This window comes from Litoreibacter albidus, from assembly GCF_900107015.1.
Taxonomy (GTDB): domain Bacteria; phylum Pseudomonadota; class Alphaproteobacteria; order Rhodobacterales; family Rhodobacteraceae; genus Litoreibacter; species Litoreibacter albidus.
On sequence record NZ_FNOI01000003.1, the window covers coordinates 337,292 to 349,353 of the forward strand.

General features: G+C 58.6%; 16 protein-coding genes and 1 tRNA gene. 9 read left to right on the forward strand and 8 right to left on the reverse strand.

The window, feature by feature from the left end; genetic code table 11:
* Positions 1–130 precede the first annotated feature (130 nt).
* Complete coding sequence (locus BLW66_RS10045) at positions 131–424, reverse strand: helix-turn-helix domain-containing protein (RefSeq protein WP_089947011.1); 294 nt, start codon at positions 422–424, stop codon at positions 131–133.
* Positions 425–738: 314 nt separating this feature from the next.
* On the opposite strand from BLW66_RS10045, the gene BLW66_RS10050 reads away from it, so the two are divergent.
* Positions 739–1,374, forward strand: a complete 636-nt coding sequence (locus BLW66_RS10050; RefSeq protein WP_089947012.1) for a hypothetical protein — start codon at positions 739–741, stop codon at positions 1,372–1,374.
* On the opposite strand, the gene BLW66_RS10055 is transcribed toward BLW66_RS10050, so the two are convergent.
* From BLW66_RS10055 to BLW66_RS10065, 3 genes are all read right to left on the reverse strand, one after another.
* On the reverse strand, positions 1,343–1,708 hold the full coding sequence (locus BLW66_RS10055) for a DUF3768 domain-containing protein (RefSeq protein WP_089947013.1): 366 nt from the start codon (positions 1,706–1,708) through the stop codon (positions 1,343–1,345). The two genes, BLW66_RS10050 and BLW66_RS10055, sit on opposite strands and share 32 nt — an antisense overlap.
* A gap of 80 nt (positions 1,709–1,788) precedes the next feature.
* Positions 1,789–2,112, reverse strand: a complete 324-nt coding sequence (locus BLW66_RS10060) for a DUF3768 domain-containing protein (protein ID WP_089947092.1) — start codon at positions 2,110–2,112, stop codon at positions 1,789–1,791.
* A 357-nt stretch (positions 2,113–2,469) separates the two neighbouring features.
* Positions 2,470–2,545 (reverse strand) — tRNA-Thr (locus BLW66_RS10065).
* Between the two features lie 147 nt (positions 2,546–2,692).
* Between BLW66_RS10065 and BLW66_RS10070 the strand changes: the two genes are divergently transcribed.
* A complete protein-coding gene (locus BLW66_RS10070; protein ID WP_089947014.1) occupies positions 2,693–3,565 on the forward strand; it encodes a hypothetical protein in 873 nt (290 codons plus the stop codon).
* A 5-nt stretch (positions 3,566–3,570) separates the two neighbouring features.
* On the opposite strand, the gene BLW66_RS10075 is transcribed toward BLW66_RS10070, so the two are convergent.
* Positions 3,571–3,831 carry a DUF2312 domain-containing protein gene (locus BLW66_RS10075; protein ID WP_089947015.1) on the reverse strand — a complete coding sequence of 87 codons (261 nt, stop codon included), beginning with the start codon at positions 3,829–3,831 and terminating at the stop codon, positions 3,571–3,573.
* A gap of 136 nt (positions 3,832–3,967) precedes the next feature.
* Between BLW66_RS10075 and BLW66_RS10080 the strand changes: the two genes are divergently transcribed.
* Positions 3,968–4,183: a hypothetical protein gene (locus BLW66_RS10080; protein WP_089947016.1), complete on the forward strand. Its 216-nt coding sequence runs from the start codon at positions 3,968–3,970 to the stop codon at positions 4,181–4,183.
* Between the two features lie 11 nt (positions 4,184–4,194).
* Here BLW66_RS10080 and BLW66_RS10085 read toward each other — a convergent pair whose 3' ends face one another.
* From BLW66_RS10085 to BLW66_RS10095, 3 genes are all read right to left on the reverse strand, one after another.
* Complete coding sequence (locus BLW66_RS10085) at positions 4,195–4,944, reverse strand: SDR family NAD(P)-dependent oxidoreductase (protein ID WP_089947017.1); 750 nt, start codon at positions 4,942–4,944, stop codon at positions 4,195–4,197.
* Positions 4,945–5,034: 90 nt separating this feature from the next.
* Positions 5,035–7,140: a 3-hydroxyacyl-CoA dehydrogenase NAD-binding domain-containing protein gene (locus BLW66_RS10090; protein WP_089947018.1), complete on the reverse strand. Its 2,106-nt coding sequence runs from the start codon at positions 7,138–7,140 to the stop codon at positions 5,035–5,037.
* Entirely contained in the window at positions 7,137–8,183 is a 1,047-nt protein-coding gene (locus BLW66_RS10095) for a phosphotransferase family protein (protein ID WP_089947019.1), read from the reverse strand. The genes BLW66_RS10090 and BLW66_RS10095 overlap by 4 nt, the downstream gene beginning before the upstream one ends.
* Positions 8,184–8,265: 82 nt before the next feature.
* Here BLW66_RS10095 and BLW66_RS10100 point away from each other — a divergent pair, with 82 nt between their 5' ends.
* Genes BLW66_RS10100 through BLW66_RS10125 form a run of 6 tightly spaced genes read left to right on the forward strand, consistent with a single transcriptional unit; the run spans position 8,266 to position 12,062 of the window.
* Complete coding sequence (locus BLW66_RS10100; RefSeq protein WP_089947020.1) at positions 8,266–9,486, forward strand: acyl-CoA dehydrogenase family protein; 1,221 nt, start codon at positions 8,266–8,268, stop codon at positions 9,484–9,486.
* Between the two features lie 60 nt (positions 9,487–9,546).
* Complete coding sequence (locus tag BLW66_RS10105) at positions 9,547–9,957, forward strand: protein tyrosine phosphatase family protein (RefSeq protein ID WP_089947021.1); 411 nt, start codon at positions 9,547–9,549, stop codon at positions 9,955–9,957.
* Positions 9,958–9,960: 3 nt separating this feature from the next.
* Positions 9,961–10,293: an SH3-like domain-containing protein gene (locus tag BLW66_RS18210; RefSeq protein WP_280140678.1), complete on the forward strand. Its 333-nt coding sequence runs from the start codon at positions 9,961–9,963 to the stop codon at positions 10,291–10,293.
* Positions 10,290–10,568: an SH3-like domain-containing protein gene (locus BLW66_RS18215; RefSeq protein WP_089947022.1), complete on the forward strand. Its 279-nt coding sequence runs from the start codon at positions 10,290–10,292 to the stop codon at positions 10,566–10,568. The genes BLW66_RS18210 and BLW66_RS18215 overlap by 4 nt, the downstream gene beginning before the upstream one ends.
* Positions 10,558–11,199, forward strand: coding sequence for a nitrile hydratase subunit alpha (nthA, locus tag BLW66_RS10120; protein ID WP_089947023.1), 642 nt, complete (start codon positions 10,558–10,560; stop codon positions 11,197–11,199). The genes BLW66_RS18215 and nthA overlap by 11 nt, the downstream gene beginning before the upstream one ends.
* Positions 11,199–12,062 carry a DMT family transporter gene (locus BLW66_RS10125; RefSeq protein ID WP_089947024.1) on the forward strand — a complete coding sequence of 288 codons (864 nt, stop codon included), beginning with the start codon at positions 11,199–11,201 and terminating at the stop codon, positions 12,060–12,062. Before nthA ends, BLW66_RS10125 begins: the two co-directional genes overlap by 1 nt.

The window sequence follows — 12,062 nt, forward strand, 5'->3', positions numbered from 1 at the left end:
GCGTCAGGCGTGATGCGCTCTTTACCGCGCAGGTCTTCAATGTTGTTGATTTGGGCGTTGTTACCCGCTGGACGCGGAGATCAGTGTGGGTTAATTATGCCCACATCCGATAACTAGACTGTTCGGTCGTTTAGTCGCAGCGTTGACCTTGTCCGCTCAGTGTCGAAGGCTTCTCACCCGTAAAGTTACGAGTGGATTGCTGAACATATCCAAGCAAAGCGTCCTTTGGGTAGCGTACCGAATTACCGAACTTCATCCAAACAGGTCCAGTTCCGAGGTCGCGGCACTTCCTTAGCCAACTCACAGACATGTTGAGATAGCCCGCTGCCTGCTTTTCCGACAGGAAGCTGGTTGGTACGGAACCCTTACGATTACCGATCATAGGTGTGAGGTCATATTCCATTTTGTTGCCTTCTTTCTTCATTTTGTTTCTTTCAACGCCATCCAACGAACCGTCATTGGTTGCTTTCTGTCATGGCGCTACCCCGTGTTATGGAGTGACACCAATATGACCTTAAAAACACAATAAAACCAGATACTTGCAACGATTTCAGATATGGTCAAACCGCTAGACCAGCTATTTCTTAAAAGCTCTTCGAACCCCAACGGGACCCCCTCTCGACACCTCTACGTGCCAATTCTCTTGAAATTCGTATCCCGATAGGGATACAGCAGCGGAAATGGTGAAAAATTATTTTCTGAGCCTTGCGGCAGAAAGCAGACAAAGAGGCCAGCAAAATGCGAATCAAACGGGTCAAACGAACAGAGGAAAATGTTGCCTTGAGCAGGGAGGGCGAAATCCTCCGGGGGTTAGCGAAAACCAAGGGCAAGCTAAGATCGGACTTCCTGTATTTGGAAGACGTAGCTCTCAGGAGATTTCAGCGTATTTTTAAACAATCAAAAGGAGACGAAATTCCCTACAATCGACCAGCCAACGTGTTGAAGCGTTCTGTGTATATCTTGGGTCGACAACTGATCGACTTAGACAAACAACATATCCTTGCCGAATACTTGCAAGAAGTCTCAAAAACCTACAACGAACCGCCCGCAAGCATCGCAACCCCAAACGTTGAGCAGAACCCCTTTCATTGGTTCTACCTTCTACTTCTAGGTGAAAATCGGCTAAGCAAAGGCAAGAAACGCCTCGTGACCAGAGATCAAATATCGAAATCATCGCGACAGTTGGTCTACGCGGAAAAGAACGACGTCCCGCCTGAGTACCTAATCGGCTTCATCTTGCAGATCGGGGGCGACCCAATACTGGAAAAATATAGTAAGAGAAGTTGGGACGGTTGGAAAACGGCGAAGCGCGCTGACAAAACCAAGCCACAGCCGGAAACACCTAATACTCACTCGCCAGAAACACCGTCATAACCCGCGTGGTTACATCTGGGTCGGCAGGGTTACTTGAGCCTGCGCTCAACTCATCGTTGTAATAATCAATCTTCCAAAAGATACGGTGTCCGTCATAGGTGACAACGCCAAAGTCGTGCTCGCCGTATGGATCATTATCTGGAGTGAAGTCATCAAAGGCAGCGATATCGCCCATGATCGCGTGAACGGCATGTGGGCCCATATCCATGATACTGGGGGTAGCCATTAGAGTGCCGCCGGTTTGCAGTTTGCGAAAACGATCATTTAGGTCTCGTATGGTGCCTACATTGGTTTGCGCATCAGGCACAGATGTTTCGTTCGTGTGATCAGTCATGTCCACGGTCCTTCAGAATGTTGATGTTGGGGAGTGGCAGGTCCGCCTTAAACGGACCTGCGCTTAGGTTAGCCGTAGGGCTAAAGCTCGCTGTCGAGCAGCAGTGTCATGAACCGTGTCGTTTGATCTGGGTTGGTGGAATCCAGCGACATGTCGTCAAAGGCTTTATTGTAGTAATTGATCTCCCAATAGATACGTCGACTGTTGACGGTGATCTCGCCACTGTCGTGTTCGCTACCAGCGTCACAACTACTATCGCCCTCCGCCCCACCGAGCTTTTTCATGATGGTGTCGGCCTCTGCGCGACCAAGCATATGGATACCCCAAGAGATCGAAACGATTCCGCCCTTGGCCGTTTTGCGGAAGTGGTCATTCAGCGTTCGGTTCTTTTGCAATGGGGACATTGTAGCTGTCAGTTTGACAGGTTCTGAGAGTGCGTTGACCGTCATGGTACGCTCCTTGATATATATGATTATGTTGAAGGGTTTGGCGCTCAATGGCATTGCCCAGATACGCCTGACATCACGCCACACAGGTTTACTGCGTGCTATGCTGTCAAATACAGTGTACTGAAAATCGACTAAAAGTCAAATTTATACCTAAAATCAATAACTTGAAAATCAAACCAACCGCAAAACAGATCATGCCGTTTGCGCACGGATTACCACAGAATTCTACGCTTTTTCATGCAGGGTGGTAGCTAGGTGGTTGCTGTAAACGAAAAATGGGCTAGCAGTTTCCTGCTAACCCATTGAAATCTCTGGTGCCCCCACACGGACTCGAACCGCGGACCTACTGATTACAAATCAGTTGCTCTACCAGCTGAGCTATAGGGGCACTGAGCGGCTTATAATGCGAGGATGGCGGGCTTCGCAAGACCGGAAATGCAACAAATTCAACTTCGCGTCGCTTTCCCGTTTGATTGCATGAAGTGGCGTAGGTAAATAGGTGGAACCCAGAAAATTTACCCAAGGTCTTTGTCGCATGGAAATCGTTCTACACGTCGGCGCTCACAGCACGGACGAAGACAACCTTCTGAAATGCCTATATAAAAACAAGGGCCCATTGGAAGAGCGCGGTATCATAGTGCCGGAGCCGTCGCGTTACCGGCGCGCCATCCGTGAGACCCTACAAGCCTTGGTCGGCGACGTTGCTCCCGTGGATGTACAAGAAACACTGATGGACAGCATCATGGACCAAGATCGCGCCGACCGTGTGATCTTAAGTCATGAGAGCTTCTTTTGCGTCCCAGGTCGCAGTATCAACGACGGCAAGCTCTACCCCACGGCGAGCTTCAAGGCTGCGCGGCTGCGCAACCTGTTCTCGCGTGAGGATGTGCGGTTCTGCATCGCTGTGCGCAACTTTGCGACGTTTATTCCGGCGCTTTTTGAGCGCGCCCAAGAGCCGAACTTCGAAGCGTTCCTAGATGGCGCGGACCCAATGGCGTTGCGCTGGTCCGAGTTGATTACGCGGATTCGTACTATGGTACCGGATGCGCCCATCACTGTGTGGTGCAACGAGGATACCCCCCTGCAGTGGCCGCATATACTGCAGGCCATTGCGCGGACCGACCCAGGCTTTCGCTTTGACGGTGAGAACGACTTTCTTGGAACGATTATGGGGCGCGGCGGTTTGAACCGTCTGCAAAGCTACCTAGAGACCCATCCGCCGCAGTCCGAAGGCCAGCGGCAACGTATTGTTGCCGCCTTCCTTGATAAATTCGGGGCCGATGCCATGGAGCAGGAGATCGACCTGCCGGGATGGTCAGAGGCTTACGTCAGCCAGCTAACAGAGCTCTACGACCGTGATCTGGAGTTGCTGGACGCGATGCCCGGCGTCACGTTTCTGACGCCGTAGGCAAATCACATACCCAAAGCTTCTTTGTACATCTCAAGAACAGCCTCTTCCTCGGAAATGTCTTGCGGGTCACGCTTGCGCAGGGCCATTATCTTGCGCAGGACCTTCGTGTCGTAACCGCGGCCTTTGGCCTCTGACATCACTTCTTTTTGCGCCTCGGCGAGGTCTTTCTTTTCTTGGTCAAGGCGTTCGTAGCGCTCTACGAACTGGCGCAGCTCATCTGCGGTGACACGGTAGGTGCTATCGACGTCGGAGGAGTCAGACATTTGGCGGTTCCTTGGCACTTGGAGGGATCAGAGACCCCGAGATACTAAGCCCCGCCCCCGCCTTCAAGGTGCAAACGGTTGCGGGGCGCGCGCGACTGGGATACTGCACCGCCACACAGTTGCAGGAGCCACCGTCATGTCAAACCTGATCCCCCTCGGGGCCGTTATCACACTGATGGGCTTGCTTGGCCTGATCTGGTGCATTGTCAAAGTTGCGCGCGCGCGCAAACAAGGGCTCAGCGATGAGGAGCTGCGCGCGGTCATGCAGACCACTGTCGGCCTGAACCTTGGGGCGCTGCTCCTCTCGGCCGTTGGGCTAATGATGGTGGTTTTGGGTATTATTCTGGCCTGACGCCCACGCGCTTAGACAGATCCCGCGTCGACCAGAAAGTTTTGCGCCGTGCACATCGCAGCGTCATCTGACGCCAAGAACAAGACCATACGCGCCACATAAACCGGATCAATCAAATCCGGCAGGCACTGCCGTTGGCGGTGGCTTTCCAGTGAGTCCGGCGTGGCCCAGAGCGTCTTCTGCCGCTCCGTCATGATCCAGCCCGGCACCACCGCGTTGACGCGGATGCGGTGATCGCCCAAGTCGCGCGCCATGGTTCTGGTCAACCCGTGCACCGCCGCCTTGGCGGTCGTGTAGGCAGGGAAGCCCCCGCCAGTCTCCATCCACGAATTCGAGCCCATGTTGATGATGCTGCCGGCCCCCGCCGCGATCATCCCGGGTGCGACAGCCTGTATGGCAAAGAACATGTGGCGCAGGTTCGTGGCCATCCGTTCGTCCCAGTACTCAGGCGTCACGTCTTGCCAGTTGTGGCGATCATCGCGGGCCGCATTGTTGACCAGAACCTCGAACGCACCTGCGTCCTCTGCCAGCGTCTCGATTGCGGCTTGGGTGGCTGGAACGTCGCGCAGGTCACACAGCGCATGGGCCGCGCCAGTGGCCTTGGATACGGCGGCACTGGCCTCCGCATCGCGGTCGAGGAACGCGACCTGTGCGCCCTGTTCGGCGAATGCCTCAACCATCAGCGCGCCAATGCCGGACGCGCCGCCGGTGACCAAGACGCGTTTGCCTTTCAGGCTGGGGTAATGTGCGAACTCTGGCATGGGTAACTCCTCAATTATGCGGGTACAGGCGTCATGCAACTGCACCGCCCGGCCTTTGGCCAAACCGTGGAAACCGCCTTAGCCCACAGGTTAGTTTAAATCCGCAAACTTCTGGCGCTCTTGCGCCAGCATGGTCAGCACCGGCGCCGCAGCCCAGAGCGACGGCTCCTCAGGGGCAAGAACAGACAGCCGCGAGGCGATGATCGAAGGCGTCGTCGCGTCCGCGTCCATCATCGGGCCGCCCCGACTGCGCGGGTAGCCGAAGCCATGCACCATGACGGTGTCGATGTCGCTGGGACGCGCGGCGACGCCCTCCCCTAGCAGGCGCGCGCCTGCGTTCACGATTGCCAGCAAGATGCGGTCACGAATATCGCGGTCCGAGAACTTGCGCGCGGTGATACCTTTGTGCGCACGGTGCTCCGATATCATCTTGAGGACATCACCGTTCGGTACCCCCGTGCGCTGCCCCTCGGCGTAGATGTAATACCCGCGCCGCGTTTTCTGGCCCAGCCACCCCTGCTCCACCATCTTGTCCGCAATCTCGACATAGCGCACGTCAGGGTCGCGGGGCTTCGATTGGCGGCGGGCATAAGCGATATCAAGCCCTGACATATCCGCAATTTGATACGGTCCTAGCGGGAAGCCAAACGACCGCATTGCGCCGTCGATCTGCGCGGGTGTCGCCCCGTCTTCCAGCATGATGTCGGCGGCAAGCCGGTAAGCCTCCAGAATGGCGTTCCCGATGTAGCCGCTTCCAAACCCCTTATGAACACGGGCGCGCACGGGGGTTTTTCCCATCGCCTTGGCGAACCCCACGCCTGTCATGACAGCTTGCGCGGATGCCGCGTCATGGACGCCCACCTCCACCAACTTGTTAACCTGCGCAGGTGCGAAGAAATGTAGACCGATGGTATTGGCTGGCCGACCTGTGGCTGCAGCCAAAGCTGACAAGTCCAGATAGGATGTGTTGGTCGCAATCACGGCGTCCGGCTTCGCCACGGCCCCTATCTCGGCCAGAATGCTGGCCTTGAGGTCAAAATCCTCGCCAATCGCCTCAATGATCAAATCCGCCTCGCCCAAGGTGTCGAGCTTGTTGGTCAGTTGTAGATGCGTCAGCGCTGCCGCGCCTTGCGCCTCTGACAGGCGGCCCTTCGCGATGGAACGCTCATAGAACGCGCCGATTTGCTCCAGCGCCGCGTTCACGCCGCTCTCTCCTTGCTCAACCAGCGTCACGGCAAAGCCGCTTTGAAGGCCCGCAATTGCGATCCCCGATCCCATGGTGCCGCCGCCCACGATGGCGATGCGCTCCACTTTGGCGGGCTTTGCGTCCGCAGCTTCGGGAAACTTGGCGGCCCTGCGTTCCGCGAAAAAGGCGTGGCGCAAACCGGCGCTTTCACGCGATGCGAGGCAATCCTCAAACGCCGCGCGCTCCAATTGCAGCCCTGCATCCATCGGCAGCAACAAAGCCGCCTCCACGCAGTCGACGATCTTCAACGGGGCCAGTGCCCCCGCCCCCAAGTCCGCCTTCACCTGCGCACGGCGCGCGGCGACCGTTGCCATGTAATCGCCCCCGTCCATGAGGTGCGTACGGTTCAACGCCGTCGGGCGCACCTCTGTCAGCGTGCGGGCGTATGCCACCGCCTCCGACCGCAGGTCGCCTGATGTAACGCTGTCGATTAGCCCGATCTCGGCGCAAATTCCGGCGCTCAACTGGTTGCCGGACATCATCATATCGAACGCCAGCTCCGCCCCGATCAGGCGCGGCAGCCGTTGCGTCCCACCAGCGCCGGGCAGAAGGCCCAGATGAATTTCGGGGAGCCCCATACGCGCATCACTTGATGCGATCCGGTAATGCGCGGCCATCGCCAGCTCTAGCCCGCCGCCCAGCGCGGTGCCATGTATCGCCGCCACAACCGGTTTCGGGGCGTTCTCGATCAAGTCAAACAACTGCCCGAGCGATGGTTCCTGCGCCGCCATGTCAAACTCGCGAATGTCTGCGCCTGCGGGGAATGTGCGCCCGTTGGCGGCAATCACAATCGCATCGGTCTTGTCATGCGCGACCGCCGCGTTCAACGCCGCCGCAATGCCACGCCGCACGGCCACGCCCAGCGCGTTTACCGGTGGGTTCTCAATAACAATCAGCGCAATAGTGCCTTGGCGTTCCAGCCGGACGGGGTGTTTGGGGGCCTGTTTCATATGGCTTTTTCGCTTGGATCATGGGCTATGTCTACCGCCTGTTTGATCAAGACAGGGATCGCTTGCGCATATTTTTGCGCCGCTTCGGGGTTTGAGGCATTCCCCCCCTTCGCCCGCGCCACCACGCCTTGCAAAATCGCCGCCAAACGGAAGTAGCTGAAGACGAGGTAGAAGCCCCAATTCTGCGGTGGTGCGATACCCCGCCTCATACAGTACCGCGCGATATAATCGCGCTCTGACGGTAATCCCAACGCGGCACGGTCCAAACCGCCTAACCCGCGCATACCGCCACTGTGCGGCAACCGCCACTGCATGCATTGATATGCCAAATCCGCGAGCGGATGCCCCAGCGTAGACAGTTCCCAATCAAGAAGTGCAATGACCTCAGGCACTTTCGGGGCGAACATCATGTTATCAAGCCGGTAGTCCCCGTGGACCAGCGCGACCTGCCCGTCGTCGTCCGGCACGTGCAAGCCCAGCCACTCCATTATTCCGGTCATCCCGCGATCCGCCTCATCGACGGACGCGAGATATTGCCGCGACCAGCGGTCAATCTGGCGCGAAAAATACGATCCCGGCTTGCCGAAACTGGCAAGACCCACTGCCCCCACATCAACGTTGTGAAGGGCGGCCAATGTATCTGCCATCGCGCTATAAACAGCGCCGCGCTCTTCGCGCTCCAGTTCCGGCAGGCTTGGATCCCAGAAGATACGCCCCTCCAGATGCTCCATCACAAAGAACGCGCGACCCAGTGGTGAGGTGTCGTCACTGGCCAGATGTATCATCGCTGGCACTGGCACAGGGGTCTTGGCAAGGCCGGACATCACCTCGAATTCGCGCTCTACCATATGCGCGGATTTCAGCAGCGCGCCAGGGGGTTTTGTGCGCAACACATACGTGCCCGTGTCGGTGGTCATCTTGAAGGTCGGGTTCGATTGGCCTGTGCCGAACTTATCCAGCCGCCGCACGGCCCCCAACTGCGGCGCGTGCGCCGTCAAATAGGGGTTCAAACTGGCAATCAATAAATCTGTGGTCCCGCCCATCCCCTGACATTACCGCGCTTTGCGCGATTGACAAGCGCCGCCGCTGCGCCGACCCTTCGCGCAGACAAACGGGAGACACTTCATGGACTTAGGCATCAGCGCACGGCTGCAACCAATTCGCACGGCGGTCACGGCTATGGTGCGCGACGAGATCGCGCCGCTCGATGCCGAGTATTTCGCGGAAGTAGAGATCGGCGACCGCTGGGAGTTCACCGCACGCCAACGCGATATTGTGGAAGGATTGAAAGCCAAGGCCAAGGCGACCGGCCTATGGAACCTCTGGTCATCCACAACCGGCCACGCCCTGTCGACGGTGGAATACGCCTACCTGGCGGAGGAGATGGGCAAGGCCCATCTCGCCCCCGAAACCTTCAACTGCAACGCGCCCGACACGGGCAATATGGAAGTGTTCGAGAAATACGGCACTGACGCCATGAAACAGCAGTGGTTGGCGCCCCTCCTTGCGGGTGAAATCCGCTCGGCATATCTTATGACGGAGCCTGATGTCGCCTCCTCCGACGCCACGAACATCGCGCTTTCCTGCGTGCGTGATGGCGACGACTACATCCTGAACGGCGACAAATGGTGGGCAACGGGTGCAGGTGATCCGCGCTGTGCCGTCTATATCGTTATGGTGCGCACGCCCACGGACGGGCCGAAGCATCAGCAGCATTCCATGATCGTCGTCCCCGCCGACACAAAAGGCATCGAGAAGTTGCGCGCGATGCAAGTCTACGGCGACGACGAGGCACCGCACGGTCACATGCATATCCGCTTTAGCGATGTGCGCGTCCCTGCCGAGAACCTGCTTTTGGGCGAAGGTCGCGGGTTTGAAATTTCCCAAGGACGCTTGGGGCCAGGCCGCATTCACCACTGTATGCGCGCGATCGGCATGGCCGAAAAGGCGCTGGAACTCATGACCCGACGCGCGCTGGCCCGCGAAGCGTTCGGCAAGCCATTGGCCCAGCTTGGCGGCAACTTCGACTACATCGCCAACGCCCGCATGCAGATTGAGCAGGCCCGCCTGCTCTGCCTCAAGGCCGCGTGGATGATGGATCAAGGCGACGCCCGCGCGGCCGCGCCGTGGATCAGCCAGATCAAGGTAGAGGCCCCACGCATCGCGCTAGAGATCACCGATCAGGCGGTGCAAATGTTTGGCGCGCAAGGCATTTCGCAAGACACGCCGCTCGCACGTCAGTGGGCGCATCTGCGCACGCTCAGGCTCGCCGATGGCCCGGATGCCGTACACCGTCGCCAAGTCGCCCGCGCAGAGCTGCGCAAATACACCCAGCAAAAGGTCTGACACGGGCGTTTGTGGCGCGCAAAGCTGGACGCGCCGCCCTTCGCGCAGTAATTGATATCTATGGACATTCGCACACTCTCCCCCGCCTTCGCCGTCACCCCACAAATTCACGTCTCCGACATCGAGGACATCAAGGCGCAGGGGTTCACCCACATCCTGTGCAACCGCCCCTCCGCCGAAAGCGCGCCGGGCGATAAACCATCCGACATTGAGATCGTGGCCAAGGCCGCCGGTCTGGGGTTCTCCGAAAACCCCGTCGTCATGGGGCAGTTAAACATGGACAATGTCAGCGCCCAAAAGGTCGAGGGCAAGGTCTTGGCCTATTGCGCATCGGGCACCCGCTCCGCCATTGTGTGGGCGCTGTCGGTCGCGGGCACGCAGCCCACCAAAGACATTCTGGCCGCGCTCGACACCGCCGGTTTCCCGATGCCCCAGCTGGGGCCACAGGTCGACGCACTCGCAAAAGGATAACACATGGACGATCCCACACACCGTTGGCACGACATGGGCGGGGACGCCGCCGGTCCGGTTCCCTTGGAAGGGCATGACTTTGCAATCTGGGAAAAGCGCGTCGATGCGCTGGTGATCCTTGGCCAACAACGTGGGCATTTCACCGTGGACGGCTTGCGCCGCGCGTTGGAGGACATGGGCGAAGCCGCCTTCGAGAGCATGACCTACTACGAGCGGTGGGTCGCCGCCCTGAACCAAAACCTCGTTGAGGCTGGGGTCTACTCGCTCGAAGAACTGGGCGCGAAGATGGAAGACGTGAAAGCCCGCGGCGACACCTACGGCGCGGTGCAATCATGACACTGGCCGTGGGCACCACCGTCCGCATCAAGGACATGGCGCCCTTGGGCCATATCCGTACGCCACATTATTTGCGCGGCAAAACTGGCGTGATCGAGCGCGTCTTGGGCGGTTTCAAGAACCCTGAGCAACTGGCCTATATGGTCCCCGCCCCGACCCGCACCCTCTACCGCGTCCGCTTTGAGATGGGGCATATCTGGCCCGATGCCGAAGCCACGCATGATACGTTAGACGCCGAAATATACGAGCATTGGATCGACCAAAATGCCCCATGATCATCACGACCATGACCACCTGTCCCCCTCTGGCCACCCGTATCGGCAAGATAACGACGGGGCGCTGACCTATTGGCAAACGATGGAAATCGCCATTCGGGAGCTGATGATCGAAAAGGGCGAACTCTCCGCCGCGCAGATACAAGCGCAGATCGACGCGATGGACGAGCGCAGCCCTGCGAACGGTGCAGCTGTGGTGGCCCGCGCTTGGACGGACCCTGACTTCAGGAACCGCTTGCTGGCAAATGGCTCCGACGCGGCACGGGAGATGGGTTTTGATATCGGCCCCATGCATCTGGTCGCAGTAGAGAACACCGCCCACATCCATAACCTGATCGTGTGCACGCTCTGCTCTTGCTACCCGCGCAACCTGCTCGGTCTGCCGCCGGACTGGTACAAAACCCGTGAGTACCGCTCCCGCGCGGTGCGTGAACCGCGCGCTGTGCTGCGCGAATTCGGCGTGGAGCTGCCTGTCACCACGACCCTGCGCGTCCACGACAGCACCGCCGACATGCGCTATATCGTGCTGCCCGCGCGCCCCGCAGGCACCGACGGTCTGTCCGTTGACGCCTTGGCCAAGCTTGTCACCCGTGACAGCATGATTGGCACCGGATTGGCGAAAGCGCCCTAATGCAGCACAGTAATGTGGCGCGTGGTATCGCGTTGATGGTCGCGGCCACGCTGATGTTCACCTTGATGGACGTGTGCGCCAAGGCCCTTTCCACCCGCGTGGACACGGTGCAGACGCTTTGGGCGCGCTACACCGTTCAGATGCTGGTCGTAACCCTGATTGTGCTGCCCCGCCTGCGCACGGTGGTACACACAACACGCCTGGGATTGCAGATATTTCGCGCGTTCGCGCTGCTTGCGACGACGGGATTTTTCTTCTTCGGGTTCAAGAAGATGTCGTTGATTGAGACGACGTCGCTCATGCAGATCAGCCCGATCTTCATCATGATTGGCGCGGCGGTGTTCTTGGGCGAAAAGTTCGGTCCCCGCCGTGCTGTCGCTGCGGGTTTTGCTCTGCTCGGCGCGATGATTATCCTGCGCCCCACCTCCGACGCCTTCACGCCCTATGCCTTCCTGACGCTGGGCGGCACGATTTGCTATTCCACCTACGCATTGGCCACGCGATATGCGGGGCGCGGTGAGGACGTTTGGACATCTCTGTTCTACACAGGCACCGTTGCCACACTGGTACTCTGCGTTATGGTGCCGTTCTTCTGGCAACCAATCGAGGCCTCGGACCTGCCCTATCTGCTGGGCGTCGGCTTGCTTGGCACCGTGGGCCAGTTGCTGCTGATCCGGTCGCTTTCCATGGCGCCCGCGTCGGTGCTGGCTCCGTTCACCTATGTGGCGCTTATCTTCTCGAGCGTCTGGGGGGTCGTGTTCTTCAACAGCTACCCTGACGGGCCGGTTTACATTGGGGCGCTTGTTATCGTCGGGGCCGGCCTTTATGTCTGGCACAGAGAAACTCGGGTAAAAACCAGCTAG